General features: G+C 38.8%; 27 protein-coding genes. 8 read left to right on the top strand and 19 right to left on the bottom strand.

The annotated features are described in order from the left end of the window. Positions 1-201 precede the first annotated feature (201 nt). The 12 genes from mltG to nrdR all read right to left on the bottom strand — a co-directional run bounded on the left by mltG (position 202) and on the right by nrdR (position 13,531). The gene (gene mltG / locus HMPREF2984_RS02470) at positions 202-1,806 is read right to left on the bottom strand and encodes an endolytic transglycosylase MltG (RefSeq protein WP_070670275.1); all 1,605 of its coding nucleotides are present in this window, start codon (positions 1,804-1,806) and stop codon (positions 202-204) included. A 98-nt stretch (positions 1,807-1,904) separates the two neighbouring features. Continuing rightward, on the bottom strand, positions 1,905-2,414 hold the full coding sequence (locus tag HMPREF2984_RS02475; RefSeq protein WP_070670278.1) for a GNAT family N-acetyltransferase: 510 nt from the start codon (positions 2,412-2,414) through the stop codon (positions 1,905-1,907). Continuing rightward, positions 2,411-2,944, bottom strand: coding sequence for a GNAT family N-acetyltransferase (locus tag HMPREF2984_RS02480; RefSeq protein WP_070670281.1), 534 nt, complete (start codon positions 2,942-2,944; stop codon positions 2,411-2,413). Before HMPREF2984_RS02480 ends, HMPREF2984_RS02475 begins: the two co-directional genes overlap by 4 nt. Continuing rightward, positions 2,934-4,265, bottom strand: coding sequence for a UDP-N-acetylmuramate--L-alanine ligase (gene murC, locus HMPREF2984_RS02485; RefSeq protein WP_070670284.1), 1,332 nt, complete (start codon positions 4,263-4,265; stop codon positions 2,934-2,936). Before murC ends, HMPREF2984_RS02480 begins: the two co-directional genes overlap by 11 nt. Before the next feature lie 81 nt (positions 4,266-4,346). After that, positions 4,347-4,991: a divisome accessory protein ZapJ gene (locus HMPREF2984_RS02490; protein ID WP_049534644.1), complete on the bottom strand. Its 645-nt coding sequence runs from the start codon at positions 4,989-4,991 to the stop codon at positions 4,347-4,349. Positions 4,992-5,031: 40 nt separating this feature from the next. After that, positions 5,032-8,142, bottom strand: coding sequence for a pilus expression-regulating Snf2 family helicase (locus HMPREF2984_RS02495; RefSeq protein WP_070670287.1), 3,111 nt, complete (start codon positions 8,140-8,142; stop codon positions 5,032-5,034). 80 nt (positions 8,143-8,222) lie between these two features. Beyond that, positions 8,223-8,561, bottom strand: coding sequence for a hypothetical protein (locus HMPREF2984_RS02500; protein ID WP_003029943.1), 339 nt, complete (start codon positions 8,559-8,561; stop codon positions 8,223-8,225). A gap of 88 nt (positions 8,562-8,649) precedes the next feature. After that, a complete protein-coding gene (gene der / locus HMPREF2984_RS02505; RefSeq protein ID WP_003029941.1) occupies positions 8,650-9,960 on the bottom strand; it encodes a ribosome biogenesis GTPase Der in 1,311 nt (436 codons plus the stop codon). 338 nt (positions 9,961-10,298) lie between these two features. Next, positions 10,299-11,012, bottom strand: coding sequence for an NADPH-dependent oxidoreductase (locus tag HMPREF2984_RS02510; protein ID WP_070670290.1), 714 nt, complete (start codon positions 11,010-11,012; stop codon positions 10,299-10,301). Then, positions 11,009-11,908, bottom strand: coding sequence for a primosomal protein DnaI (gene dnaI, locus HMPREF2984_RS02515; protein ID WP_049534648.1), 900 nt, complete (start codon positions 11,906-11,908; stop codon positions 11,009-11,011). Before dnaI ends, HMPREF2984_RS02510 begins: the two co-directional genes overlap by 4 nt. Further along, on the bottom strand, positions 11,909-13,057 hold the full coding sequence (locus HMPREF2984_RS02520) for a DNA helicase (protein ID WP_070670293.1): 1,149 nt from the start codon (positions 13,055-13,057) through the stop codon (positions 11,909-11,911). Then, positions 13,058-13,531 (bottom strand): transcriptional regulator NrdR, encoded by a 474-nt coding sequence (nrdR, locus tag HMPREF2984_RS02525; protein ID WP_022526962.1) that lies wholly within the window; start codon positions 13,529-13,531, stop codon positions 13,058-13,060. It abuts the gene before it with no gap. Between the two features lie 166 nt (positions 13,532-13,697). Here nrdR and HMPREF2984_RS02530 point away from each other — a divergent pair, with 166 nt between their 5' ends. Next, positions 13,698-14,309, top strand: coding sequence for a hypothetical protein (locus tag HMPREF2984_RS02530; protein WP_070670297.1), 612 nt, complete (start codon positions 13,698-13,700; stop codon positions 14,307-14,309). Between the two features lie 46 nt (positions 14,310-14,355). Here HMPREF2984_RS02530 and HMPREF2984_RS02535 read toward each other — a convergent pair whose 3' ends face one another. The 4 genes from HMPREF2984_RS02535 to gndA form a co-directional block, all read right to left on the bottom strand. Next, entirely contained in the window at positions 14,356-15,171 is an 816-nt protein-coding gene (locus HMPREF2984_RS02535) for an endonuclease/exonuclease/phosphatase family protein (protein ID WP_070670300.1), read from the bottom strand. Between the two features lie 16 nt (positions 15,172-15,187). Continuing rightward, positions 15,188-17,377 (bottom strand): PTS transporter subunit IIBC, encoded by a 2,190-nt coding sequence (locus HMPREF2984_RS02540; RefSeq protein ID WP_049534654.1) that lies wholly within the window; start codon positions 17,375-17,377, stop codon positions 15,188-15,190. Between the two features lie 211 nt (positions 17,378-17,588). After that, positions 17,589-18,278 carry a response regulator transcription factor gene (locus HMPREF2984_RS02545; RefSeq protein WP_022526966.1) on the bottom strand — a complete coding sequence of 230 codons (690 nt, stop codon included), beginning with the start codon at positions 18,276-18,278 and terminating at the stop codon, positions 17,589-17,591. A gap of 8 nt (positions 18,279-18,286) precedes the next feature. After that, positions 18,287-19,711, bottom strand: a complete 1,425-nt coding sequence (gene gndA / locus HMPREF2984_RS02550) for an NADP-dependent phosphogluconate dehydrogenase (RefSeq protein WP_059221018.1) — start codon at positions 19,709-19,711, stop codon at positions 18,287-18,289. A gap of 204 nt (positions 19,712-19,915) precedes the next feature. Here gndA and HMPREF2984_RS02555 point away from each other — a divergent pair, with 204 nt between their 5' ends. Genes HMPREF2984_RS02555 through HMPREF2984_RS02570 form a run of 4 tightly spaced genes read left to right on the top strand, consistent with a single transcriptional unit; the run spans position 19,916 to position 22,244 of the window. Further along, entirely contained in the window at positions 19,916-20,581 is a 666-nt protein-coding gene (locus tag HMPREF2984_RS02555) for a TetR/AcrR family transcriptional regulator (RefSeq protein WP_049534658.1), read from the top strand. Beyond that, positions 20,571-21,305, top strand: coding sequence for an ABC transporter ATP-binding protein (locus HMPREF2984_RS02560; protein ID WP_003029928.1), 735 nt, complete (start codon positions 20,571-20,573; stop codon positions 21,303-21,305). The genes HMPREF2984_RS02555 and HMPREF2984_RS02560 overlap by 11 nt, the downstream gene beginning before the upstream one ends. After that, entirely contained in the window at positions 21,289-22,017 is a 729-nt protein-coding gene (locus tag HMPREF2984_RS02565) for an ABC transporter permease (protein ID WP_003029927.1), read from the top strand. The genes HMPREF2984_RS02560 and HMPREF2984_RS02565 overlap by 17 nt, the downstream gene beginning before the upstream one ends. Continuing rightward, positions 22,017-22,244, top strand: a complete 228-nt coding sequence (locus tag HMPREF2984_RS02570) for a hypothetical protein (RefSeq protein WP_003029926.1) — start codon at positions 22,017-22,019, stop codon at positions 22,242-22,244. The genes HMPREF2984_RS02565 and HMPREF2984_RS02570 overlap by 1 nt, the downstream gene beginning before the upstream one ends. 122 nt (positions 22,245-22,366) lie before the next feature. Here HMPREF2984_RS02570 and HMPREF2984_RS02575 read toward each other — a convergent pair whose 3' ends face one another. After that, the gene (locus tag HMPREF2984_RS02575) at positions 22,367-22,906 is read right to left on the bottom strand and encodes a DUF177 domain-containing protein (RefSeq protein WP_003029925.1); all 540 of its coding nucleotides are present in this window, start codon (positions 22,904-22,906) and stop codon (positions 22,367-22,369) included. 187 nt (positions 22,907-23,093) lie between these two features. Between HMPREF2984_RS02575 and HMPREF2984_RS02580 the strand changes: the two genes are divergently transcribed. Then, positions 23,094-23,294 carry a hypothetical protein gene (locus HMPREF2984_RS02580; protein ID WP_003041551.1) on the top strand — a complete coding sequence of 67 codons (201 nt, stop codon included), beginning with the start codon at positions 23,094-23,096 and terminating at the stop codon, positions 23,292-23,294. Next, positions 23,278-24,507, top strand: coding sequence for an MFS transporter (locus tag HMPREF2984_RS02585; RefSeq protein WP_003029922.1), 1,230 nt, complete (start codon positions 23,278-23,280; stop codon positions 24,505-24,507). Before HMPREF2984_RS02580 ends, HMPREF2984_RS02585 begins: the two co-directional genes overlap by 17 nt. 37 nt (positions 24,508-24,544) lie before the next feature. On the opposite strand, the gene htpX is transcribed toward HMPREF2984_RS02585, so the two are convergent. Further along, positions 24,545-25,447, bottom strand: coding sequence for a zinc metalloprotease HtpX (gene htpX, locus HMPREF2984_RS02590; RefSeq protein ID WP_003029919.1), 903 nt, complete (start codon positions 25,445-25,447; stop codon positions 24,545-24,547). A 1-nt stretch (position 25,448) separates the two neighbouring features. Next, entirely contained in the window at positions 25,449-26,009 is a 561-nt protein-coding gene (locus HMPREF2984_RS02595; protein WP_006270461.1) for a LemA family protein, read from the bottom strand. A gap of 147 nt (positions 26,010-26,156) precedes the next feature. Here HMPREF2984_RS02595 and rsmG point away from each other — a divergent pair, with 147 nt between their 5' ends. After that, on the top strand, positions 26,157-26,870 hold the full coding sequence (gene rsmG / locus HMPREF2984_RS02600; RefSeq protein ID WP_049534665.1) for a 16S rRNA (guanine(527)-N(7))-methyltransferase RsmG: 714 nt from the start codon (positions 26,157-26,159) through the stop codon (positions 26,868-26,870). The last annotated feature ends 13 nt before the right edge of the window (positions 26,871-26,883 follow it).

A 26,883-nucleotide genomic window follows, 5' to 3' on the forward strand; every position in this document is an offset into this window, starting at 1 on the left:
TTATATTATATTATAGCTATATACTTTATACTTTGAAGCTGGAGACTTTCGTCCCAGCTTCTTTTTAATATTCGCTTGCTTTGCAAAGTGCATTCTTCGTCTAGTCTAAAATACTCTTGTAGCAATTTTTTAGACTTATACATCATTGCTCAGAAGTAGAACAAAATCAAGTTTTAAAAGTTACGATTTTGTCCCGCTTTTTTAACTTGAACTACTTGATTGTGTCAATTTACTATTAACATGTTCTTGAACATTTTTTTCATGTTCTTCATAGGTATTTGCGAAATAAACATTTCCTGTTTCTGTATTAGCTACAAAGTAAAGATAATCCGTTTTAGCTGGATTAACAGTCGCTTCAATAGCAGAAAGACTAGGATTGTCTACAGGACCAGGCATTAAACCGGTATTTTTATAAACATTATAAGGCGAATCAATATTAGTATCAATCGCAGCGTCTTCTGCTAAGGTTGTCTTTTGACCAAGCTTCCCTTGAGCATACAAAATTGCAATATTACTTTGCAAAGGCATGTTTTGATTTAAACGATTGTAAAAGACACTTGCGATGTTTTTTCGGTCTTGATCTGTTGAACCCTCTTTTTCAACCAAGGACGCAATTGTTAAAACATCGTGAACAGTCAAATTCTTTGAGGCTAAAACATCATAATATTGCGACATGGTTTTATCCATTGCTGCTAACATTTGGTCAATGAGCGTTTCAGCAGTTGTGCTATCGGTCACATTGTAAGTAGCAGGGAAAAGATAACCTTCTAAGCGATACTTAACACCGCTCTCTTTTTTCGCTAAGTTGCCTAATAAATTTGGATATTTTGCAACTTCCTGAGTGATAAAATTATCATCTTGCACTTTCTTTAAGAACGTATCCGAAGACAATTTACTTTTCTTCAACTTCGCAATCGTTTTTGCAATTTGGTCAATCGTATATCCTTCTGGAATGGTTAATTTTTCCATTGAAGGATCCTGCGGAGTATCCGTTCCACCTTGCTGTAGCTTTTTAGCAATCGTATCCAAACTCATGCTCTTTTGCAGATTGTAATAACCCGATTGAAAATCTGCATAGTTATTAAACTTAGCATAATAGCTAAAAATCTGAGCATTTTTGATCAAACCAGCTTTTTCCAAGACCGTTCCAATTGCTTTGGTGCTCGATCCAGTCGGAATCTTAACCGTCACATACTTTGTATTTTTCGCATCAACTGGTTGTAAAGCTGATGTAACATAGCGATAAGCAAAGAAACCAGTTAAACCAATCCCTAAAAGTAGCAAAATTAAGACCGTTTTGACGATTTTTCCGGCGATTTTGTTTTGACGCTTCTTCGTGTTAATCGTTTGAGCAGTCCGATTTGAACGAGAAAGTTTCTTTGTGTCTTGCTCTGTTCCGTAAACTGCAGGTTGAACCAATTCTTCCGGAGCTTTACTTTCTTCAACCGCTTGATTGGTTGGATAAGAAACAGGAACTTTCGTTGTATGAGTATTAAACTCTTTCTCTTCCCTAGCTGCCGTTTCGGCTTCTATTTGTTCAACGGTTGGAAGGGGACTTTCTAAAGGAGCTGGCTCTGGTTCGCCACTTTCTTCTTTTTGAACTTTTGGTATATCCGTTTCAGAAGCAGTTGTTTTCTCCTCTTCCTGTGCAGAAGGAAGCACAGATTGACCCAAACCTAACTTTTCCTGCAAGTCATTAGATTCTTCTACAGGTTTTGGTTGTTCAGTTCCCTTTGCTTTTGCCAAGTCGCGCAGAATCTGCTCTTTAAAACTCAGCCCTTCTTTTTCTTGTGAATCTTCAGCCAAATAGTTGACCTCCTTGTTCAATATCCCTACTATTATATCTTAAAAGGTAAATAAAAGCAATAAGAGAATGCCTTTCTTTCAAGCATTCTACAGAATAATCAATTCTTTTCTCCACTATTGGGAGTTTTCCAAAGCATATCATACCAAACTTCACCTGCATAGGTAGATTGGGATACACCCTCATTGATAAAACCATGTTTTTCGTAGTAAGCTACCAAATAATCATGACAGGTTAAGTTGATTCCCAAACGCTGGTCGCGAACAGCAATATCCTTCATTGCATTTAACAAACTTCGACCTAACCCCATATTTTGAGCATTTTTAGCAATAGATAAACTGGTCAACGAAATATAATGCTCTGTCAAATGACTATAATCTTCTACCTCAGAAGTAAAGGATTGGTCTACTAAATGGCGCTCAGGACGAACAGGTCCTTCAAGGTAGCCTAAAATCTGACCGTCTCGTTCAGCTACTAAGAAACTGGTTGTTAATTTTTGGATATGGGCTTCCAAAATCTCTCGACTCAGAGCTTCTTCTGGTCCAAAGTTTTCCCATTCAATAGTCGTAATAGCATCCAAATCTGCTAAATTTGCCTGTCTAATCTTCATTTTCCCTCCTTAAAATATGGATTATCCCAAACGAATTCATGTAAAATAGCATGGCTATCTCCCCTTTCAGAAATTCCTTCATTTATGAAAGCATTCATTTCGTAGTAAGAAATCAAATCATCTGAACAAACCAGCTGAAGACCTTTCTGATTTTGTGCAACAGCTATTTCTTTGCAAGCAGCTAAAAGCAAAGTTCCCAGTCCCTGCTCTTTAAAATCTGGATGAATGGATAAGCGCTGAATCGTCATAAAATCAGAATCTTGCTGCCACTTTGACGAATTGTCTATCATTTCCTTTGTCAAATGACGTGAAAAAACGGCTGACCCTACAATGTAGCCAGCTATTTTCTCATTTAATTCTGCTATTAAAAAGTTCGTTTGACCCTGTTCAATCCATTTTTGGAGCGTTTCTGCACCAGCTGCTTCTGTGGAGAAATTCGCCTCCTCAATCGCAACGATTGTCTCCCAATCTTCCGAAGCAGCTTCTCGAAGGGTAACTTGTGTGACTTGTGGTATTAGGTTACTGGACATTGCTTGTCAAATTAGATAGTAAACGTTCAAAAGAATATTCATAAGTCTGAATATCCCCAGCTCCCATGAAAACATAAACAGCATTTGGGTGTTCTAACAATGGCGAAACATTGTCAACAGTAATAATTTCTGCCTTTTTGATAATTTTTTCAGCCAAATCTTCTACTTTGACATCTCCATGATCCACCTCACGCGCAGAACCATAGATTTGCGCCAAATAAACAGCATCGGCTTGGTTCAAGGCTTCGGCAAATTCGTCCAAAAGTGCAATGGTTCTAGTAAAGGTATGGGGTTGGAAAATCGCAACAATTTCTTTACTTGGATATTTCTGGCGAGCTGCATCCAAAGTCGCAATAATTTCAGTTGGATGATGCGCAAAATCATCAATAATTGTCGTTCCATTGACCACTTTTTCAGTAAAACGGCGTTTCACACCACCAAAAGTGACTAAATGCTCCCGAACTAAATTTAAGTCAAATCCAGCTGTGTATAAGAGCCCAATGACTGCTGTTGCATTCATGATATTGTGGCGACCAAAGCTAGGAATCTTAAATTCTCCTAATTCTTGCCCACGGAAAGAAACTTTAAAGCTAGAGCCTGTCGTAGAACGGAGTAAGTCATGAGCGATAAAGTCATTACCTTCCTTAAAGCCATAGTAATAAATAGGAGCGTTAGCTGTGACCCGGCGCAATTCTTTGTCTTCACCGTAAACAAATAACCCTTTGCTAACTTGCTTAGCATAATCATTAAAAGCATTGAAAACATCTTCTAAGCTGGTGAAATAATCTGGGTGGTCGAAGTCAATATTCGTGATAATTGAATATTCAGGATGATAAGGCATGAAATGACGTTCATATTCATCTGCTTCAAATGCAAAGTATTTCGCATTTGCAGAGCCGCGCCCCGTCCCATCACCAATCAGATAACTGGTATCCGTAATGTTTGACAAAACGTGTGCTAACATACCCGTCGTTGATGTCTTTCCATGTGCCCCTGCCACTCCCATGCTGACAAAATCACGCATAAAGGTCCCAAGGAATTCATGGTAGCGCTTATAAGTAATTCCATTTGCATCAGCGTAGGCAATTTCAATATTATTATCTGGACGGAAAGCATTTCCCGCAATGACTTCTACATCTGCTTGAAGATTTTTTTCATCAAAAGGTAGGATTTTAATCCCTGCTTGTTCTAAGCCACGTTGTGTAAAATAATATTTCTCCACATCGCTTCCCTGAACGTGATGTCCCATTTGATGCAGCATCAATGCTAAAGCACTCATTCCAGAGCCTTTAATCCCGATAAAATGATAGGTTTTTGTCATAATTTCTCCTTAAATGCTAAGAGCGTTAAATTTAGTGAAACCAAGTTCACACAAAAATATTTGGCTCTTGTCAACGTTCGATTATTTTTCTTCCAGCCGTGTTAAATTTAGCTCTTGTGCTATCCGGCGCTCTCTTTGGCTTTGCAATTCTTTTTTATTGTAAATTTGACTTGTCTTTAAAAAGTCATAATTATTTTTAGCTTTTTTGGGCAATTCATTTGGTTGATGTACAGAAGGCTCCGTCTTGATATCTGCTAAAATATATTGGTCCTGTTTCAAATTCCGACTGTATTTTGCCAGTTCACTACCATTTTCCTTTTGGAAAAATGCTGTTGGTTGATGTGAAATAGCTGTGTTACCATTCGTAACGGCAGGATAGGAGCGCTTTTTAGCAGTAAAATCCGATGTCAAATAAGCTGCCGAACGTTTCTTTTTCAAATCTGCTCTGGCTTCTTCTCTAGCCAATTCTGCATAACTTTTTGAAGCAGACTTTTTGGCTTTGACAGATTGAACAACTGAAGTCGCTTGGTAAGACTTTGCCTGTCCTTCTTTTACTTGACTGTCTGCAATTTTCTTTACAATTGGTTCCCATTCTAAATAATTTTTATCGACATAGTCACCATTAATATTGCTGATAAGATCGCTTTCATCATAAAGGTTCATACGCGGCATTTCTGATAGCATGACTTCATCGTCAGAAATCAATGGAAAAGATTTTTCTTTCATTAGCACATTCCTTTCAACACTTCATTATAAACTATTGATGCTATTTTTCAAGTGTTTCTGGAGAAATTCCTAGAATTTCTCGTATTTCAGCAACAGTTAGACTACTGCGAGATTCCGTTCCATCTAGGATAGTTGACACGAGATGGCGCTTGCTTTCCTGCAACTCTTGAATTTTTTCTTCAATCGTTCCTCGCGTAATCAGGCGGTAGACTTCTACATTTCTTTCTTGTCCCATACGGTGAGCTCGACCAATTGCCTGAGACTCTACTGCTGGATTCCACCAAAGGTCAACTAGAATAACGGTATCTGCACCTGTCAGGTTTAAGCCAACGCCACCAGCTTTTAGGGAGATTAGAAAAGCGTCTCCTTCCCCATTGTTGAAAGCATTTGTCATCTCTTGACGTTCTTTTGCTGGGGTGGAGCCTGTAATTTTAAACGTCTCTATTTTCATCTTTTTCAATTCTTTTTCGATAATATCGAGCATGCCTCGGAATTGAGAAAAAATGAGCACACGGTGGCTTCCCGTCTGAATCTGTTCTAATAGTTCCATCAAGCTTTCTAGTTTACCACTCTCGCCATGATAATCTTCCATAAAGAGCGCTGGTGTATCACAGATTTGTCGTAAACGCATCAAGCCAGATAAGATTTCCATTTTGCTGCGATTGAGTTCTTCCTCTGTAGAAGCAAGCACGCGCTCCTGCATTTGTTTTAGCTGCGCTAGGTAGATAGCCTTTTGACTATCTGCCAGTTCATTGCGATAAGACACTTCGATAAGATCGGGCAATTCTTGCAAGACATCTTCTTTCTTTCGCCGCATGACAAATGGTTTGATAAAACGAGCGACAGTTTCTGCAGGCAATTTCAAAAAGTTCTTTTTGCTAGGTAATAATCCTGGCAAAACAATTTGAAAAATAGACCATAATTCGCCGAGATTATTTTCAATCGGCGTTCCAGAAAGAGCAAAGGTATTTTTGACCTCAAAATTTCGTAAATGATGAGCAATCTTGGTCTGTGCATTTTTCATGACCTGCGCTTCATCTAAAAAGAGATAATCGAAGTTCAATTGACTATATTCTTCAACATCTTGACGGAAAGAAGCATAGCTTGTAATCATCACCTGATGACCTTCTGCAATCAAGTTATCTCTGACTGGTTTTAATCCATAAATGACCGCTACATCCATTTCTGGTGCAAATTTCGCAAACTCATCCAGCCAATTGTAAATCAAACTAGACGGAGCCAAAATCAAAACATTGATCTCTTTTTTTAGCTGACTACTTAAAAAGGCAATGGTTTGAAGGGTTTTTCCCAACCCCATATCATCTGCTAAAATACCACCAAATCCGTAACGATGAAGCATAGACATCCATTTGACACCCGTTTCTTGGTAATCACGCAAAGTTGCTTCCACTTTTAACGTCGGTAGCGCAAATTCCTCTGGATGCGTCAAATCAAAGGCTAAATGGCGAAACTCCTCTGAAAAACTAACTTTTTCTTGGTCTTTAAACAATTCAGATAGCTGATAAGCAGCAATCTTCTGCGTTTGGAAAATGCCGTCTTTTCCTTTTTTAGCTCGTAAATCCTGTAAGGTTTTGCTGACTCTTTTTGTTTCTTCGTCAAAAACGAGCACCTTGCCAGAGCGACTAATGAAATAATCATTAGCCGAAAAAAGAGCTTCTAACGCATCGTCCACTTCTGTCTGGTCAATACTTGTAAAGTCAAACCCGATATCCAACAAGCCACCATTTGTCTGAACAGAAACTGCTGGTCTTTCCACTTGGTACAAGGCTGTCAGGTTTTCTGCCACAGATACCCTTCCCAAGCGTCTAAAATGAGGCAGAGTCGCTGTGAAAAAGGAGTAGATTTCTTGTGGTTGCAATGGCGGACGGGTGCTTGTGAAATCTGCTTCAAAACCAGCAGACAGAGCTTGTTGAAAAACCTTTTGTTCTAACTGGAAATCGCTGGCAAATGGCAATTCTTCCAACTCAAGACGAGTATCCACAACACAATTTCCATAGTCAAACTGGATTTTGAGACGAATTTCCTGAGTATCCAATAATTCGAAATCAAACAGCGGAGTAAACGTATGAATTACTAAACTTTCCGATGCATGAATAAAGCCAATTTTACCAAATTCTAATAGTCCTGAAGCCAGTTTGGCTTGATCGCTTGTATCAAATTGAAGGCGTTTTTTGCGATCGGTATCCACAGGTAATTCTCGAATCACCTGAATCATCCGCTTTTGTTGCTCCGTCAGTTGATAAAAATGATCTCCATAAAAAATAAAGTCACCACCATATAAGATTTTATAATTTTGCTCTGTAATGATGAGCTCAAAATAATCTGAATTTTCCTCTACTGTAAAATCATAGATGCCTACTTCAGCATGCAAATCTTGAAAAAAGATTTTGTCATAGTCATAAAGACTGTATTCTAAGCGGAAATGCGGCAAATTCATAAGCCGATTCACGCCTTCTTCAAACAGACTAGACGGAAAATAAAGATGTCTAGCTGCATTTGGAAAGATAAAAGAAGCATCTTGATCCTGCTGATAAGAAACAAGTCCTCGTAAAAACTGAATCACCTCTTGGCTAGCTTCATCGAAAGTGGCTAATTGCATTTTTTCATAATAGTGCTTGCCGATTTGATAATAATCGCCTTTTTCAACAATCTTTAAAAAAGCACGAATATCCCGGATAACATAGGAGCGCTCATCTGGTAAACGACTGATACGCAAGGTCCACAAAAATTGTCCTGTATAATCATTTTCTTGCCCGACAGCAGACAGTTCATAGCGAACGGCTACATCTTCTGTCTGGAGGATTTTATCCAAGAAGAGACTGCCAAATGAGACCTTCGTTTGAGTTTCTTCTGAAGTTGTCTGCTCCTCTTCTAGATTTGCCAAAACGACTTTCCCTTCAGGATCATTTTTTAGAAAATATTCTAAGCCTGCTAGATGAGCACAGTATTTCTTTTTTTGAAAAAAATCACAGGCGCAAAAAATGGCTTCATCATCCAAGCTATATCGCAGATTGTGATTTTCCACTCGGCTGTAAATCATCTGATCTTTCACTTTGAGAATTTCAATTTTCCCTGCTTCGTAAAGAGCAATTCCTTCTGTCCGAATCTTTCCAGGAATCAATTTTGCCATAAGTACCACCTTTATTTTATCTATTCATTATACCATATTTTCAGTATAAAGAAAAAAAGCAAGGTTCGCCTCGCTTTCTTTTAGAAAATATCCTTGTTGAGCTTTTTATAGTGCTTAGTGCGTGCAATCAACACTTTCATAAAACCGACTAGCAATATTGTATTTCCTATTACTAAGAATACTAAAAGGAGCCAAATTCCCAGTAAAAGTATAGAGAATTTTGTTATCATAAGCCAAATGACGCCCAATGTTATAGCAGCCAAGAAAAGATGTGCAATTCCTACAACTATCAGACTAAAAAGTGATAACCAATAGCGAAAACCAAACGGTTTGTACTTTCTATCATCATAGTGAATATTCACATAAGCTGCACTTGCCATTCCAATGAGCACCACTTTAGCAATATTTATCCAATTCATATTTCTTTCTCACATAAGTACATTAGATTATCTTGTACTGTACCACTTCTACTATTTTTATGTTCAGCCTTATTTAGCTAGCTCCGCCCTACTTCCGCTTTCTGGCAATGAGATGAATTGGTGTCCCTTCAAATACGAAAGCCTTGCGGATTTGATTTTCTAGGAAACGCATATAAGAAAAGTGCATGAGCTCTTCTTCATTGACGAAAATAACAAAGGTTGGCGGTTTGGTCGCAACTTGTGTCGCATAGAAGATTTTCAGCCGTTTGCCTTTGTCGGTCGGTGTCGGATTAATCGCAATGGCATCCATGATGACATCATTGAGTACTGCAGACGGTATGCGGGTATTTTGGCTTTGACTAATTCTCTTAATCATGTCTGGTAATTGATGCAAACGTTGCTTAGTCAGAGCTGATACAAAGACAATCGGTGCATAAGAGAGATACTGAAATTGGTCGCGAATATCGGCTTCCCAATTTTGCATGGTCTTGTTATCCTTTTCCAGCGTATCCCACTTGTTAACAACGATAATAATTCCTTTACCTGCTTCATGAGCAAAACCAGCAATCCGCTTATCATACTCGCGAATCCCCTCTTCAGCATTGAGCACCATGAGTACTACATCGGAACGGTCAATGGCTCGCATAGCTCGCATAACAGAATACTTCTCTGTATTTTCATAGACCTTGCCTGACTTGCGCATACCTGCTGTATCAATCATGGTAAATTCTTGTCCCTCATTGTCCGTAAAGACCGTATCAATCGCATCACGAGTAGTACCAGCCACAGGACTAGCAATCACACGGTCTTCTCCCAGAATCGCATTGATTAGGCTAGACTTGCCGACATTGGGACGACCAATAAGGCTGAATTTAATCATGTCTGGATTTTCAACGGCTTCTTCATTAGGGAGATTTTCAACAATGGCATCTAAAATATCCCCCGTGCCAATCCCATGAACGGAAGAAACAGGATAAGGGTCACCCAAGCCAAGAGCATAAAAATCAAAAATTTCACTACGCATCTCTGGGTTATCTACTTTATTAACCGCTAGAATAATCGGCTTGTGGGTCTTGTAGAGCATACGAGCCACATATTCATCCGCATCTGTAATACCTTCTTTTCCAGACACCACAAAAACGATGATATCAGCCTCATCCATAGCAATCTCTGCTTGGTGCTTGATTTGTTCCATAAAAGGCGCATCTACGTCATCAATCCCGCCCGTATCAATCATGCTAAACTTGCGATTCAGCCACTCAGCCGTTGCATAAATACGGTCTCTGGTTACTCCTTCAACATCCTCAACAATCGAAATCCGCTCCCCAGCAATCCGATTAAAAAATGTTGATTTGCCGACATTAGGACGGCCGACAATGGCAATGGTTGGTAAAGCCATAGTGTTCCTCTTTCTATTCCAAGAAGCTGGGACAAAATGCTCAGCTTCACTTGTTTATGTAGTTATAATTACAGGGCGCAGCGATTTGGAGAAACTCTGTTGACTTTAGTCAATTTAGAATTTCCCATGCACAATTGATTAGCACCTTAGTGCCAATCAATCACTGCTAAGTGGGGGCTAATGTGCTGATAAATCAGCTTTTACAACTCTTTTGACGTCAAGTTTCACTTGACTATTTCCAACTTCGAAAGATTCCCCAAACCTTTCGATCTGTGCGGGGTGAAACAACAAAATCGAATTGCTTCGAAATGCCTGTTTTTGGTCTCACTTCCTTTACTTTATAATAATTTCTTATCTTGTAATAGATTCTGGCTAGCAGGATTGGGCTTTTGAGCAAATTGATTCGTCAACCGCTCGCTCCATGTATCAGTTGCTCGATCTCCAGCATAGTCTGCCTGAATCTGATCATAAGCCTGAATAACAGACGCATCCTGTTCTTGATAATCTTCCTCAAAAACGACTGTTTCATACGGCAGGCGTGGTTTAACAGCATGGTGCTGAGCTGGCTTTCCCAAAGCCATTCCAAAAATAGGATACGTATAATCTGGTAAATTAAACAGCTCTGCTATTTCCCTAGAAGCATAGCGAATCAAGCCAATGATGACCCCGCCATATCCCAGACTTTCAGCTGCCAAAAGAGTATTCTGCGCGACCAGACTAACGTCAACAGAACTAATCAGAAGATTCTCCACTCCTTGTGGGTAAAAGGCATTTGTGTGAAGTCGCACACCTTTCTCAGCTCGATTGAGGTCTCCGATAAAAAGAAGAAAAACAGACGACTGACGAATAGCCTCCTGAGGCACCAAATCAAACAAGGCTGCTTTCTTTTCCTGACTACGAACAACGATAATCGAATAAGACTGGAAATTCTTCCAGCTGGAGGCTGCTCGACCAGCATCAATAATCGCTTTCAAATCCTCATCTGAAATCTGCTCCTCTGTAAAACGACGAACAGAAGTATGTTTTTTCATCAAATCAATCGTTTCATTCATCGGCGATTTTCTCCTTCCAGACGAACTTCCTCTGCTAAAAATTTTATTCTTTCCATGACCCGACGAGCCTGCCAAGTTTCATCTCCATTTTTGGATGTCGCAAAATGCCGCTCCAAATCCGCAAAATTAAAATTCGATGTAAAGAAAGTTGGCAAATTTTCCTGCATCCGGTGCTGCAAAATAACCTGCAAAATCTCATCTCGCATCCACGGACTTGATTGCTCCGCACCAATATCATCCAAAATCAATATTTGCGCTACTTTTACTTCATCAATCTTTTCCTTAACTAGACCGGAAGAAATAGCATTCTTTACATCCAAAACAAAACTAGGATAATGAAGTAATGTCGTAGAAACACTACGTTTTTCCGACAAATCATGTGCCAAAGCCGCCATCATGTAACTTTTCCCTACGCCAAAATCACCATAAAGGTAAATCGCTTTTTTGTAGTTTGGATAATCTGCCACAAAATTCGTCAGCAATTCAAAAGCCTTGTAACGACCAACATCGTCCAAATCCACTTTTGCCAAACTAGCTTCCTTGAGACTAGCAGGAAGACTAATCAAGTTTAAACGTGCATTGATAGTTGCCTGTTTCTGCGCTTCAACTAATTCTGGAGTTTCTTCATAAGAAACATCCGCATAACCCTCATTTTTCACCAAGATTGGCTTATAGCCCTTAGCAATATACGCTTCATCTCCCAGTAAGAATCGATTGCGTTCAGAAATATACTGATTAAACTTAGAAATGCTTCGTTTGATTTCAGCAGGTGTTAATCGCTCAGACTGGATAAAAGCCACTACATCTGGATCGGCGACGATTTGCTTCACCAACTCTTCATAGTTAAATTGACGAGCTTGTTTCCTATGCGCCATCGTTTGTCCAACACTCTCCATCTAGTCACCTCCTTGGTCTAATTTCGCTAAAAGTTTTCTCTTTTGCTCCTCTAGCTCAGCCTGCTTTTCAACACTTGTTTCATTCTTATAGTCAGGATTGCTCCAGTCGGGAACATTGCTCTTTGAAGTAGCCGTTTGATTTGCTTTTTTGCTTGGTTGTTGATTTCGCTCACGAATTCGCAAAACTGCTTCTTCTGCCGATGACACTTCCTGATATGAAAAGTCATTTGCTACTTTCAAAGCGTATTTTTCATTGAGATTAGCCGAATCTACCTTGTTAAAAGTCAACAGCAAAATCACATTGATCACTTCATCTAACAGTCCCAAATTAGCCAGTTCTTGCAAACACTGACGTTCTCCTCGTGTGATTGTCGCATGCTTGGTTTTTTTGATTTCTGCCAAAAACTGCATGGCTGACTTACTCTTAGCCTCTCGGATAATCGTTTGTTCAGCATTAGAAAATCCGCTTACAGCAGGTTTTTGATTTAATTTTTGTTTCATTCGCTTGGTCGAAATCACATGACCGACAGCCGTTTCCTTAGCCAACAAATAGGTCTCATACCAAGTCCAATTTTGTTGCTCTGAAATAGCAAAAAGTACCAGCAAATCTTCTTTTTCGTTTTCAAAACGCAAGTTTTCTCGCGCCATCAATTGTTTAAAGTAATCCAAGTCAAAATGATTCTGTTTTGATTGCGTCTCTGCCTTTGCATCTTCCACTTGAAAAACCTCTGACAGCTTCACATCTTGCTTCTCACCATTTGGGTGACTAGGTAACAAAGTCTCTACCGCAGCTTCACCAATCTTCTTTTCTAGCAGGCGCTTGTAAACAGGATTGCTTAAAAATTCACCAGACGACAATGTGGGCTGCAAATAGACCTGAAAATGATTCTCCGTATGATAAAGCTCTACTAACTGCATAGCAGACAACATTTCTAAACTTTTTTGCAAGGCATTCATCCCCAGATTGAGATGATTCAAAATGTGCCCAAAGGTGTAAGATGATTTCCCGTTGTCCCAAAAAGCAAGAAAATACTGATAGATAGAGGTCGCTTCAAGCCCTAAAATTGGCAAATACAGACGAATCAAATTGGTGCTGTCCTGGCTAATCAGATTATTCTTCACAAAAGAAAATTGATCATTCGGTTTCATCTATTGTTCCTTTTTCTTTTTAGCTGTTTTTGTAATCTGTTTCAAGAGGTTTTCCAGCTCGCTCACATCTTTAAAGCTACGATAAACACTAGCAAAACGAACATAAGTAATTTCATCTAAATCCGCCAACTCTTCCATAACCAAACCACCGATATACTCGCTTGCGATCTCATTTTCATTACTACTGCGCACTTTTTGCTCAATTCGGCTAACAATTGCTTCAATCTCATCACTAGAAACAGGACGTTTTTGCGCCGAACGAATGATTCCATTAAAGATCTTATCTCTTGAAAATTGTTCCCGCGTGCCATCCTTTTTAACGACAACGAGCGTCCGTTCTTCTACACGTTCATAAGTCGTAAAGCGATACTGACATTCATCACACTCACGACGACGACGAATTGTATTACCATCTTCTGCTTGTCGACTGTCAATAACACTTGATTTACTACCACCACACTTAGGACAACGCATCTGCTTCCCTCCTGAATTCTTAATACTTCATTATACCATGTTTTAAGAAATAACAAAAGATAGGACCTTCCTCACGAAAACATATAATAATCCGTTATCCTATTTACTTCTCTCGAGAAATTTTATATAATAAATTGTAAACGTTATCATTTTAAGGAGAATTATGATGAAAAGATTTTTTTCTGTTGCCTTTTTTAAAGACAAAAAGAATATCGCTATTCTAACGCTAGTAGTTCTTTTATTGGGATCGTTTTCTGCCATGGGAAACCAGCAGAAGGACGAGAAAGAATATAAGGTACAGATTCAAAAATTAACAAAAAGCAATGAAGAAGCCGCGAAAGACTACAAAACATTAAAAAATGAGTTTGACTCCTACAAAAAAGAAAACGAGCAATATATTGCTCTAGGTAAAAAAGAGGAACAGACAAAGAAGGAGAAAGCCGCAGAGGAAAAGAAGAAAAAGGAAGCGGAAAAAGCTAAGCAAGAAAAAGAGTCCGCAGAAAAAACAGCGAAAGAACAAGAAATAGCTAGGCAAGCAGAAGAAAAACGAAAACAAGAAGAAGCAGCTGCCGCTCAAGCGCAGCAACAACAAGAGACTGCTGCAGCAAAAGAAGCTCAACAGCAGGAACGAACCGTTTATGTAGCTCGTAACGGAACTGCTGAGGTTTATTGGTACAGCTTAGATAATATGCCACGCAATACACGGTTTGACAGAGTAGTCACCATGACCGAGGCCGACGCTATCAATGCTGGAAAACACCACACCTCTAAAGAATGACAATCAAAAACGGGAAGTTTTATCTTGAACTTCCCGTTTTTGATTGTTAAAATGCAACTTCTGCTTCTAACCCAAAATGGTCACTAACAACAGGTGTTGCTTTGCCGTCAAAAACAACAGCAGATTTTTCAATGTTGAAATCTTTACTTGTAAAGATATAATCAATTTTTAGAGCTTCCTTATTTCCAGCCCAGCCAGCAATATCGCCTTCAACCGTTGCTGTACCAACGACTGTGTCAGCAACAGCATGACTATCTTGCAAAGCAAGTGGACTTCTTAGAATGTGCTGATAGCCTTCATAACCGACAGGATTGTTAAAATCTCCCATCAATACCAAAGGCATGTTGCATTGTAACAATTCTTCTTCTATCTGTGCCCACTCTTCTTGGAAGCCTTTATTCCACCAGGAAAGATGACAGGAAGCCACCGTTACAAGCCGTCCATCAACTTCTGTTTCCGCCAAAAGTACTTTTCTAGTGTGATAATCCGTTGGATCGTTGGCATCTGAAACCAATAACTCCCTTGGTTTCAATGGATTTAAGGATAAAATAGCAACTCCCTCATGAAACCGATCAAAACCAATATGATTATAAGCCCAAGACCAATGATAAATAAGACCTTTCTCTACCAATCTCTCCACAAGACAATGTGCAAAGTGGTCTTTATGAATCGCAATGGCACCATCTACCGCATGATAAAATGGAGCCTGAACAACCTGTTCAGACTCCATTTCTTGATTGACTTCCTGCAGGCAAATGACATCATATTTTTCTTGAAGAATCCGCTCAGCTAGTTGATCTAGCTTTTTTTCTTGCTCATCTTCCATCCAACTATGAGTATTTAAAGTCAGGAATTTTGCCATGATTTCTCTTTTCTATTTACAATTCTACTTTAGCAACAACCGTTTTCGCTGCTACTTTGCCGAATGTTTCAACCGTTACAGATTTAATAGCTTGTGCATTTGTGAAGACAACAACTGTTGAAGTTTCACGACCTGCCGCTTTGATAGCTTCTAAATCAGCTGTCACAAGAAGATCACCTGCTGCAACTTTTTGTCCTTCTGCAACATGTACTTCAAATGGTTTACCTTCAAGACTGACTGTATCAAGTCCGATATGAACAAGCACTTCAAGGCCATTATCAGTCAAGAGACCAAGAGCATGTTTTGTAGGGAAAATGCTTGTAACAGTACCTGCTACTGGTGAGTAGATATTCCCATTTTCAGGTTCAACTGCAAATCCGTCACCCATCATTTTTTGTGAGAAGACAGGATCTTTCACATCAGAGATAGCAATGACTTCACCGTCAGCAACCGTTTCAACTTCTTCTGTTACACCTTTGTAGCTCACTTCCGCAGCTTGTGAAGCTGTCATTTGACTCGGAAGAGTTTCAGGAATCACTTCACCTGAGTCAAGTAAGTCTTGAATATCAGATTTAAGAACATCCGCTTTCGGACCATAAATAGCTTGAACACCTTGGCCTTTCATCACCAAGCCCATTGCTCCTTCAGCTTTCCATTGTTCTTCTGTACCAACTTTTTCACCATCTTTGACAGTCACACGGAGACGTGTCATACAGGCATCTACATCAACGATATTTGCGCGTCCGCCAAGAAGGTTGATAATATTTACTGCTTGAGAAGCTTCAGCTACTTTGCCACCAGCTTGAGCAGATGAATCACTATCTTCTCCATCAGCTGTTTCATAGTTACCATTACGTCCTGGAGTTGCGTAGTTAAATTTCTTAATCATAAAGTTGGCAATAAAGTACATTCCAACTGCAAAGAGAACTGTTACCCAAATAAAGTTAATGATATCCATACCCAAACCAGCGTTGATTGCAAGTGGGGTACGAGTTAAGAATTCGATCGAACCAAATGAGTGAACACGCAAGTGAACAACGTCAGCCATTGCAAAGGCTAACCCTTGCACAACTGCATACACCAAATAAAGAGGTGTTGCAACAAACATAAACATGTATTCAATTGGTTCTGTAACACCTGTTAAGAAAGTTGCAAGTCCTGTTGCAATCATCATCCCTTTGTATTTATGTTTCTTATCATCATCTACATTTCGATAAATTGCAAAGGCAACCCCCATCAAAATACCAAATGAACCAATCATTTGCCCAACTTTAAAACGAGCTGGAGTAATACTATTTAGAAGATGTTGATATTGGTCAGCGTGTGAACCTTTTAAATTAACAAGGTCTGTTACCCAAGCCAACCATAATGGATCTTGACCAAATACAGTCGTTCCTTTAGCAGCCCCTGTCAACACTTCATATGTCCCACCTAATTGAGTATAGTTGATTGGAATTGTCAACATATGGTGAAGTCCAAATGGTAAAAGAAGACGTTCTAAAGTACCAAACAAGAATGGTGCGAGAATTGGAGCTGTCTTTTGAGAGTTAGCAATCCAAATACCAAAATTGTTGATTCCAGTTTGAACAACTGGCCAAAATACTGCAAGAATCAAAGCCACAATTGTAGAACGCAAAATAACAACGAATGGCACAAACCGTTTACCATTAAAGAATGAAAGCGCATCTGGTAATTTACGGTAATTATAATATTTGTTGTAAGCAGTTGCTCCAACAAAACCGGCAATGATACCAACAAACACCCCCATATTAAGAGCAGGAGCTTCAAGTACACTTACAAAATAATCAGCCACCTTAATGGTTCCACCAAAGACAGTTTTTACAGTAGCTCCTTGTTTTGTAAGAAGGTCTGAAGTTACTCCAAAAAAGACCCCTGTAATACGGTTAATTAAAATAAATGAAAGTCCGGCCGCAAATGCACCACCAGCACGTTCCTTTGCCCAGCTACCTCCAATAGCTAATGCAAACAAAATGTGAAGGTTTCCGATAACTCCCCAACCAATTTGCTCAAGAATACCGCCTGTTGTAACAAGAGCAGCTACGTTTGGATTGATCATTGGAATGGACTTACCAATACTGATCATCAAACCAGCCGCGGGCATTACTGCGATAACGACCATCAGAGCTTTTCCGAATTTTTGCCAAAATTCGAAACTGAATATGTTTTTGAATGTCTCTTTCATCATTCATATCTCCTTATAAAATTTTCCGCAAGCGCTTTCCGCAAACGTTTGCATTTATTTGACTCTTTAATTATATCATATATTTCTATTTTGTAAAGCGTTTTTATATAATATTTTAAAAATTTTTCCTATTTCTTGCTTACAAATTGTAATAGACTAGGGAAATACGCCCATTAGAAAAGGGCAGAAAAACGATATTTCCTGCACCTCAGAGTTATTCTTGCATAACATAACCAACACCACGCACGGTTTTTATATAACTTTTTTGCCCCACTATATCAATTTTACTACGAAGATAGCGAATATAAACATCGACAACATTTGTTTCAACAGCTCCTTCGTATTTCCACACGCGTTCTAACAACTGTTCACGGCTTAAAGCCTGATGACTTCCCATCAATGTTGCTAATAAATCATACTCTCTTCGAGTCAAAGCAATCACTTCTTCACCTCGATAAACTGTATGATTTTGCACATCAATCCGAAGATTCCGATAAGATGTTGGAACTTTCATCTGACTACAATGCTGGTCAATAAAATCACGCCCACGAAAAATGGCAGAAATTTTTTCAACTAAGTCCGTCACAATGAATGGTTCTACCATGTAAGCAACAGCAAAGCGTTGGATTTCCTCAGTATATTGAAGAATATTATCACGATTATCCAATACAATGATGACCGAAGCAGGCTTTATCACACTTAATTGTGCGGCAAATTCTGTTCCTGTCATATCGTCAAGCATAAAATTCAACAGGAATAAATCGTATTGATTAGCTCTCGCAGACGCCAAAGCATCTTTTCCTGTTTCAAAAAGATCAACTCGATAACCTTCTTTTTGTAGCTCTAAGCCAATAAATTGCGCTAATTTTTTTTCTTTCTCAACTAATAAAATCCGCTTCGCCATAGCCTATCCTATTTTTCATCATACCAAGAATAGTGGTAAATTCCTTCTTTGTCCTTGCGTTCATACGTATGCGCACCAAAGTAATCGCGTTGCGCTTGAATTAAATTGGCTGGCAAGTTTTCTGCACGATAGCTATCAAAGTAAGCAATCGCACTAGAGAACGTTGGTACCGGCACACCTGCTTGAACAGCCAACGCCACTACATCACGAACAGCTTGTTGGTATTTTGCAGTGACGTCCATAAAATATTCGTCAAGCAGTAAGTTTGCAAGATCTGGATTACGTCCGTATGCATCTGTAATTTTTTGCAAGAAACGAGCACGGATGATACATCCAGCACGCCAAATAGAAGCAATTTCACCAAACGGAAGATTCCAATCCTGTTCTTTAGATGCTACACGCAATTGTGAGAAACCTTGTGCATAAGACATGATTTTCGAGAAGTAGAGGGCTTGACGAATTTTTTCAATCAATTCAGCCTTGTCTCCTTCAAATTTAATAGCAGTAGGTTTTGGAAGAACCTTGCTAGCCTGAACACGTTCTTCTTTGTAAGCAGAAATATAACGCGCAAAAACAGACTCCGTGATAAGTGGAAGTGGAACACCAAAATCAAGAGCTGATTGGCTCGTCCATTTTCCTGTTCCTTTATTTCCAGCTGCATCCAAGATGTAATCAACGATTGGTCCATCTTGTCCTTCATCATCTTTACGTGTCAAAATATCAGCAGTGATTTCAATCAGATAGCTATCCAACTCACCCTTATTCCATTCAGTAAAGATTTCAGCCATTTCTGCTGCTGAAAATCCAAGCAAGTGCTGCATTAAATCATAACTTTCTGCAATCAGTTGCATATCGCCATACTCAATCCCATTGTGGACCATTTTTACATAATGACCTGCACCATTTGGTCCGATATAAGTTACACATGGTGCCCCATCCTCTGGCGCTTTCGCTGAAATTTCTTCCAATACATCTGCTACCAATTCATAGGCTTCTTTTTGTCCACCAGGCATGATAGATGGACCTTCAAGCGCACCTTTTTCACCACCAGATACTCCTGTCCCGATAAAATTGATTCCAGAATTTGCCAATTCTTCTGAACGACGAATAGTATCTTTATAGAACGTATTTCCACCGTCAATCAAGATATCTCCCTTATCCAGGAACGGTAATAATGCTTGAATCGTTGCGTCTGTCCCTGGCCCAGCTTTAACCATGAGCATGATCCGACGTGGTTTTTCAATAGAATTCACAAAACTTTCCACATCGTAACTTGGAACAAAGTTTTTTTCAGGATGAGATGCAATCACATCCTCTGTTTTATTCGCTGACCGGTTGTAAATTGCTACTGTATAGCCACGAGATTCGATGTTTAGGGCAAGGTTACGACCCATAACGGCCATACCCACAACGCCAAAGTTTGCTTTTGTCATGTCTTACTCCTATTTATAGTTACTAGTCTTATTGTAACATTTTGCAAGCATAATTGAAAGTACTTTGCCATGATATGAATTATAAAAAGAGCGAAACTGCAACTAGGTGAACAAAATATTTTTCACTGCTTGACAAAAAAGACCTTTTGTTATATAATAAAAACCGACCAGTCGGTATGTATTTTAAAAAAGAAGGTAAATAATATGCAAAAAAAGTATGATTCAAAGGTTACTATCGAAACCATTTTAACTGTTTCAACCAAATTATTTTTAGAAAAAGGTTTTGATAAAACCAGTATGCGAGATATTGCAGAAGCAGCAAATGTGTCAAAAGGTGCCATTTATCATCATTTCAAATCGAAAGATGATGTTATAAATGCTGTAACAAAAAGGCAAACTGAAGCTACAAAAGAGACAATGAAGCTCTTACTATCCCAAACAAGCTCTCTGAGCGGAAAAGAACAATTGTCACTTATTTTAGAAAAGACTATTGAAAATCAAGAAATTCATTATTTAGATGATGCCATGGTTCCAAAAATGAAAAGTGCAGAATTTGTTATCTCCTACATGAAAGATTGTGTAAATAACGATGCTCCTTTTCTTTCTAAAATTATTCAAAAAGGGATTGATGATGGATCTATTGTTACAAAATATCCTGATGAATGCGCAGAAATCTTTTTGCTATTATTAAATGTGTGGTGTGACCCTGCGGTATTTACTTGTGATGAAGAGAAGCTATTAACACGATTAAATTTCTTACAAACCCTAATGGCTTCTCTAGGCATTGATGTATTGAATAATACGCTCATTGAAAAATTCATGAACTTATTGCACAGATTATATTTTAAGGAGGGTAACAATGAAACATAATTTAGCAGTCGAAACAGACAATCTAACCAAAACCTTTGATAAAAAAGAGGTTATCAGAGCTTGCAATATTCACGTAGAAAAAGGGAGTATCTACGGATTTCTAGGAGCAAATGGAGCTGGAAAAACAACTGTATTTAAACTACTGTCCGGGCTACTCATACCAACAATGGGCAAGATACAAATCTTGGGATTAGATATTGGAAAACAGCGAAATGAAATCCTATCAGAAATAGGCACCTTAATTGAAACACCTGTATTTTATGAACATTTATCAGCCGAGGAAAATTTACAAATCCATCTCTCCTATATGGGAAAAGAAGGTAAAGATTGTGTCTCTGCTTTGCAAAAGGTTGGGCTAAATAACACTGGAACCTTGCCAGTATCTAAATTTTCTTTGGGCATGCGACAACGTTTAGCAATCGCGCGAGCCATTGTCCATGAACCAGAACTACTCATCTTAGACGAACCAATAAATGGTCTGGATCCTATGGGAATCAGAGAAATGCGAGAATTATTCTTGCAACTAAAGAATGAACAAGGTATGACCATTCTAGTATCTAGCCATATATTAAGTGAAATAGAACATATTGCAGATACTATCGGTGTCATTGTGAATGGCACCGTTGTAGAGGAAGTTAGCTTGTCTGCAATAGAAAATCAATTCCCAAATGGACTGGAAGACTATTTCTTCAATATCATGAGTGGGGGTGAAAAAATTGTTTAAATTGATAAAATTAGAATTAAAAAGAAATAATATCAAAACATATGTAATTGCAAGTAGCGTTACCTTTATTGTAATGCTTGGCTTTATTTACTTGTTTGCATATGCCCCTCAAATAAATCCAGACCCAGATCTACAAATATTTGCAGGATATCCTAAAATTATTTCCTTATTTTCAACACTAAGTATGGCTGTCTTCGCAACACTCTCTGCCACCATGTGTACACGGTTTATCATTGATGAATACAAAGATAAACGAGCTATTTTATTATTTTCCTACCCTATCAGAAGAGATAAAATATTATGTTCAAAATTAATGGTTGTCTTTCTTTTTACGCTCATGGCAATGGTATCTTGTAATGTGCTAGCCTTTGGAATATTTGGCATCACAGAGTCCATTAGTCCTTTGGTTGAAGGCACATGGACTGTCTCTCTTATGATGAGAGCAATCAAAATAACAATCATCATGTCCATGATAGCAGCATCAACTGGGATTATAGCTGTAGGTATTGGTTTTTTGAAAAAATCTATACCAACTACCATTTTGTCGGCTGTCTTTCTTTCCTCTTTATTTTGTAATATCCTGTTTAGTTTTATAGGAAATAGCAATAAAAATGATGTAGCCGCTCTTATCTTAATGTGCCTTACTGTTTTGGGTGGAATTGGTGTGTCATTGTTGCTTACTAAAAAAATAAACCATATGGAGGTAGAATAATGGAACGGACCTTAGATAATACAGTTAATACTGTGCTTGAAAGCATTTTTGGTAAAAACGGTTTGCAAATCAATATGATTTTTGGATTTATCATCTTAGTAGTAGGAATAGGCATGTTTTTATTTTCAAAAAACAACTCGTCTTCCAAAAAGCGAACAATTGGATGGATTTGCATTGGATTAGGCTGCTTAGGAATTATCAGTGGTATCATTCAGTTATTGTTATAATTATTCTTAGTTACTTTCAATTTTCCAAGAGATATCCACGTCAAAAGAATAAATCCTAACATTTAAAAATATTAAAACACACAAATATATATTTGTGTGTTTCTTCTATCTGGATTATTAACTCAATTTTCTTCATCAAACAGGTTCTTCAGTCTAGCAAAAGGGCTCTTGCTTGCTTTTTGCTCTTCTTGCTGGCGGCGGTATTCTTCCTCGGTCATGACCTGCCAGTCTTGTCCCACTGGAAAATCCTGCCCTGCTTCTTCCTCAGCCGTCAAGACCTTAAGCGGGATATTGAGCAAGATATTATCCGCTACACTTTCTGCCAGATCAATCTCATCGCCCTCAAGCCCCAAAACGAGGTCATCATCAATCAAGTCTTGGCTGATCTTCTCGCCATGATTTTCCATGAAAATCTCATTGACCAAGTAAGTTTCCTTGCGCTCAACAGGCTCCATGCTGCGGCTGGACGCCAGAGTAATCGTGTAGGACAAATCATAGTCTAAAAAGTAAAGACCGTCCTCATACTGAGCCTTGCCTCTTGCAAGCACATCGCGGATGCCCAAAATTTCAGGGTTACGCCCTTTTAAATCAGCAACTAAGTCAAAATTCACTTCAAAGTCTAGTCCATCGGGGTTCTTACGAATTTCATGAATATTTAGCATATACTTTTCCTCCAATATTCCTTAAACCATTATAGCATTTTCTTTCTGTTTGTGCGCCTTTCTTTGCAACTTACCCTGCCGTTTTCTACCAGTCACTTTCCCTTTGACACCACTTGGCTAAAAGACCTTGAAAACCCTGTTATACCCCGCTATAATGGTGGCAATAAAGCTTTTAGGAGAACAATTTATGAATATATACATTGAAAAGAAAAGAATTACTCTCACATCAAGTGAAAGTCGAATTGTTAAGCGAACCATAAAGAGTGATATTCGTCAGGTTTGGGAATTTGTCACACAGGGTAAAAGGTTTCAACTCAAAAGTCCTAGCCTCGCTAAACAACTTGTCAAAAAATATTCAGGAGATAAAGCAGATGAAACTATTGATTAAAAATTCACTTTTTCGTGTCATAGCTCTTTCTCGCTTTTTCAACTACTTAGGAGCCTCTATCTACAATCTTGTTTTTGTAGTTTTTGCAGCAAGTCTGCCCCATGCTAAATTCGCAGTTGGAACTGCCAATATTATCTTACTTGCTCCTATCCTTTTTACTGTTTATGTCGGTAAGCGGGCTGACCAAACGCACGAAAAAGGGTACTGGCTGATTGCCACAGGCTACATTCAAGCAATATTGTTTGTCCTTGTTGCAATGCTGACTTATCAAAAAAGTCTAATCGCTTTTTCCTTTGTTTGCTTAATTAACATCATCTCAGATATTCTCAGTGACTACCGCGGCGGTTTGCAAATGCCTATTTTCCAGAAAAATATTCCTGAAGAAGATCGTATGGAAGCCTATAGTTTTACTCAATTTCTCTCTATCATTTGTTCTATTTCGGGGCAAGCTCTGGGAGTATGGCTACTCGCCATTAGCAATCAAAATTTCTTTTTCGTTGCCTCTATCAATGCCCTAGCTTTCCTGCTTTCTTCAACTGTCCTCTATTTCTACCGCAAACAGCTAACTCATGCACCTGTCACTGTCAAAAAATTAGAGAAAAAGACTTCTTTCCTTACTCAAGCTAAAGAAATTTTTAAATTGGGCGAAGAAATTTTCCAAAAAGAAGAAAAAAGCAATTTTATACTGCTCCTAGCCAGCATTGCCATTATTAATGCCTTGGGTGGCAGCTTAAATGCCATCTTTAACCTCAGCCTTTTAAATCGTCCTTTCTGGAATTTCACTTTCAGTCAATCACTATTTCTCATTCAAGTAGTAGTCATGGCAGGTATGGTTCTCGGAAGTCTCACTCCCAGAGACTACTTTGCTAAACTCTCCGTCGCCCAAATTGTTTTATGGGCAATCCTTCCCATTGTTCTTATTGGATTAAATCAAATATTTTTTGGTTCTCAACTAATTACTCTTCTTTCCACCATGTTCCTCATGTATCTGGCAGCGAAGGTCAATCCCAAGCTCAATGCTCTTCTTCTCAACAGCCTTCCTTCTGATGTTCTCGCACAGACCAGCTCTTTTTTATCCCTTCTCTTTAGTCTCTCCCTTCCTGTCGGAACTACTCTTTTTACAGCTCTTGCTGTTTGGAATATGACTATTTGTTGGACTGTATTTACTCTACTAGGAGTACTCGCCCTTGGACTTGCTTGGAAAAACAGATAAGAAAACTCTCCCAGTTATGTCATTAGGAGAGTTATTTTTACATATTTTTCAAACGTTCAATCCGCTCACTAATCGGAGGGTGAGTGTGAAAAAGTTTTTGCAAACCACCTGGCTTTTTAGGGTCATTGATATAGAGAGCTGCACTAGCATCATCAACCTTGCGATGCATGGGCTCACTTCCATCTAACTTTTGCAAGGCATTGATCATACCTTGTGGATTACGAGTCAGCTCAACACTGGAGGCATCAGCTAAAAATTCCCGCTGGCGCGAAATAGCCAACTGCACCAAAGTTGCCGCTAGAGGAGCAAGAACAATGACTATCAAGGATAACAACAGCATGATGATTCCTAAACCACTGCTGCTATCACGATCATCATTGCTTCGACGTCGGCTGCCACCACCAAACCACATCATGCGTCCTGCGATACTGGACAACATCGTCACAGCACTTGCTAGAGCTACTGCAATCGTTGAAATTCGAATATCATAATTACGAATGTGACTCACTTCGTGTCCAATAACAGCTTCTAATTCTTCACGATTCATCATATTCAACAGACCTGTTGTCGCTGCTACTGCAGCATTTTCAGGTTTTGAGCCTGTTGCAAAAGCATTGGGTGATGAGTCTTCAACAATATACACTCGTGGCATAGGAACTTGGGCTACCATTGCCATATCTTCTACCACATGATAAAGATCAGGAGCCTCAGCTTCCGTGACTTGTCGAGCACCATTCATGGACATGACAACCTCGGTAGACTGAAAAATCATGCTAAAAGCATAAATCCCTCCAATGATAAAGGCAATCAACACTCCGCCAAGAATCGAATCGAACCACAAATAGCCAACTGCAGCACCAATAATCGCTAAGAGAGCAAAAAATGCAATCAAGAGAACCCACGTTCGTCTTTTATTACTAGCAATTTGATCAAAGAGCATATTAGTCACCTAAACCGCTAAAATCAACTTTTGGTACGGATTTTTCTTCCTCTGGAACAGCCAAGAAATCTGCTGGCTTAAAACTGAACATTCCAGCAATAATATTACTTGGAAATGTTTCTAACTTCACATTATAATTACTTGTTACACTATTATAAAGCTGACGAGAATACGAGATTTTATTTTCAGTATTAGTTAATTCTTCTTGCAATTTTACAAAATTTGTACTTGCTTGTAATTCTGGGTAATTTTCTGCAACAGCAAAAATTCCTGAGATCTGACGCGTCAAGGCATCACTTGCTTTCATAGCTTCTGCTGGAGTTGTTGCAGCAGCCACCTGCCGACGCAGTTCTGTTACTTTTTCAAACGTTGATGCTTCATATTTGGCATACCCTTTGACCGTTTCAATCAAATTTGGCAACAAGTCATTTCGACGTTTCAATTGAACATCAATCTGACTCCATGCTTCTTTGGTTTGCATGCGGCTTTTGACAAGACCATTGTAACTAGCAATTACAAACAGCACTAGTACCACTACAATAGCTAAAATAATTATCCACATAGTCATTCTCCTTTTAATTTATTATAGATATTATACCAGAAAAATGAAAATAATAAACATTTTGACTTCTTCAAAAGAGAAATTTTAAAGATTCTCTTCTGATTATTTGGTATAATAGAGGCAAGACGATACAAGTAAGGACAAATGATGACACCCGAAGAATTTTATGAACTCTTAAAACAACACCAGATTGAACTCACAGACCGACAAAAGCAACAATTTGAACGCTATTTTGAACTGCTCGTTGAATGGAATGAAAATATCAACCTGACAGCTATTACTGACAAAAAGGAAGTTTATCTCAAGCATTTTTATGATTCCATTGCGCCAATTTTACAGGGATTGATTGACAATAAAGGCATTAAACTGCTGGACATTGGAGCTGGAGCAGGTTTTCCGAGTCTTCCGATGAAAATCCTCTATCCAGCGCTAGATGTGACGATTATTGATTCTCTAAACAAGCGTATTCTGTTTTTAAATCACTTGGCTGACGAATTAGGTCTGGAAAAAGTTCATTTTTATCATGGTCGGGCAGAAGATTTTGCTCAAGATAAAGACTTCCGCGCCCAATTTGATATTGTAACTGCGCGCGCCGTCGCCCGTATGCAAATCTTAGCCGAACTGACCATTCCTTTTCTTAAAGTTGGTGGACGTCTTTTAGCGCTCAAAGCCAGCAATGCTCCTGAGGAATTAACGGAAGCAAAAACTGCGCTTAGCCTTCTTTTCAGCAAAGTCGAAGAAAACATTCATTACCAACTCCCCAATGGCGACCCGCGGTATATCACGGTTGTTGGCAAAAAAAAAGAAACTCCCAATAAATACCCGCGCAAAGCAGGGATGCCTAATAAACGGCCGTTATAAAAAGAAAAGCCAA

It is taken from the genome of Streptococcus sp. HMSC066E07 (assembly GCF_001814695.1).
Taxonomy (GTDB): domain Bacteria; phylum Bacillota; class Bacilli; order Lactobacillales; family Streptococcaceae; genus Streptococcus; species Streptococcus hominis.

Excerpts from the sequence above, each read along its gene's own strand:
- HMPREF2984_RS02475 (WP_070670278.1), bottom strand. The coding sequence starts at position 2,414 with ATGAAGATTAGACAGGCAAATTTAGCAGATTTGGATGCTATTACGACT.
- HMPREF2984_RS02480 (WP_070670281.1), bottom strand. The coding sequence starts at position 2,944 with ATGTCCAGTAACCTAATACCACAAGTCACACAAGTTACCCTTCGAGAA.
- murC (WP_070670284.1), bottom strand. The coding sequence starts at position 4,265 with ATGACAAAAACCTATCATTTTATCGGGATTAAAGGCTCTGGAATGAGT.
- HMPREF2984_RS02490 (WP_049534644.1), bottom strand. The coding sequence starts at position 4,991 with ATGAAAGAAAAATCTTTTCCATTGATTTCTGACGATGAAGTCATGCTA.
- HMPREF2984_RS02495 (WP_070670287.1), bottom strand. The coding sequence starts at position 8,142 with ATGGCAAAATTGATTCCTGGAAAGATTCGGACAGAAGGAATTGCTCTT.
- HMPREF2984_RS02500 (WP_003029943.1), bottom strand. The coding sequence starts at position 8,561 with ATGAATTGGATAAATATTGCTAAAGTGGTGCTCATTGGAATGGCAAGT.
- der (WP_003029941.1), bottom strand. The coding sequence starts at position 9,960 with ATGGCTTTACCAACCATTGCCATTGTCGGCCGTCCTAATGTCGGCAAA.
- HMPREF2984_RS02510 (WP_070670290.1), bottom strand. The coding sequence starts at position 11,012 with ATGAATGAAACGATTGATTTGATGAAAAAACATACTTCTGTTCGTCGT.
- dnaI (WP_049534648.1), bottom strand. The coding sequence starts at position 11,908 with ATGGAGAGTGTTGGACAAACGATGGCGCATAGGAAACAAGCTCGTCAA.
- HMPREF2984_RS02520 (WP_070670293.1), bottom strand. The coding sequence starts at position 13,057 with ATGAAACCGAATGATCAATTTTCTTTTGTGAAGAATAATCTGATTAGC.
- nrdR (WP_022526962.1), bottom strand. The coding sequence starts at position 13,531 with ATGCGTTGTCCTAAGTGTGGTGGTAGTAAATCAAGTGTTATTGACAGT.
- HMPREF2984_RS02530 (WP_070670297.1), top strand. The coding sequence starts at position 13,698 with ATGAAAAGATTTTTTTCTGTTGCCTTTTTTAAAGACAAAAAGAATATC.
- HMPREF2984_RS02535 (WP_070670300.1), bottom strand. The coding sequence starts at position 15,171 with ATGGCAAAATTCCTGACTTTAAATACTCATAGTTGGATGGAAGATGAG.
- HMPREF2984_RS02540 (WP_049534654.1), bottom strand. The coding sequence starts at position 17,377 with ATGATGAAAGAGACATTCAAAAACATATTCAGTTTCGAATTTTGGCAA.
- HMPREF2984_RS02545 (WP_022526966.1), bottom strand. The coding sequence starts at position 18,278 with ATGGCGAAGCGGATTTTATTAGTTGAGAAAGAAAAAAAATTAGCGCAA.
- gndA (WP_059221018.1), bottom strand. The coding sequence starts at position 19,711 with ATGACAAAAGCAAACTTTGGCGTTGTGGGTATGGCCGTTATGGGTCGT.
- HMPREF2984_RS02555 (WP_049534658.1), top strand. The coding sequence starts at position 19,916 with ATGCAAAAAAAGTATGATTCAAAGGTTACTATCGAAACCATTTTAACT.
- HMPREF2984_RS02560 (WP_003029928.1), top strand. The coding sequence starts at position 20,571 with ATGAAACATAATTTAGCAGTCGAAACAGACAATCTAACCAAAACCTTT.
- HMPREF2984_RS02570 (WP_003029926.1), top strand. The coding sequence starts at position 22,017 with ATGGAACGGACCTTAGATAATACAGTTAATACTGTGCTTGAAAGCATT.
- HMPREF2984_RS02575 (WP_003029925.1), bottom strand. The coding sequence starts at position 22,906 with ATGCTAAATATTCATGAAATTCGTAAGAACCCCGATGGACTAGACTTT.
- HMPREF2984_RS02580 (WP_003041551.1), top strand. The coding sequence starts at position 23,094 with ATGAATATATACATTGAAAAGAAAAGAATTACTCTCACATCAAGTGAA.
- HMPREF2984_RS02585 (WP_003029922.1), top strand. The coding sequence starts at position 23,278 with ATGAAACTATTGATTAAAAATTCACTTTTTCGTGTCATAGCTCTTTCT.
- htpX (WP_003029919.1), bottom strand. The coding sequence starts at position 25,447 with ATGCTCTTTGATCAAATTGCTAGTAATAAAAGACGAACGTGGGTTCTC.
- HMPREF2984_RS02595 (WP_006270461.1), bottom strand. The coding sequence starts at position 26,009 with ATGTGGATAATTATTTTAGCTATTGTAGTGGTACTAGTGCTGTTTGTA.
- rsmG (WP_049534665.1), top strand. The coding sequence starts at position 26,157 with ATGACACCCGAAGAATTTTATGAACTCTTAAAACAACACCAGATTGAA.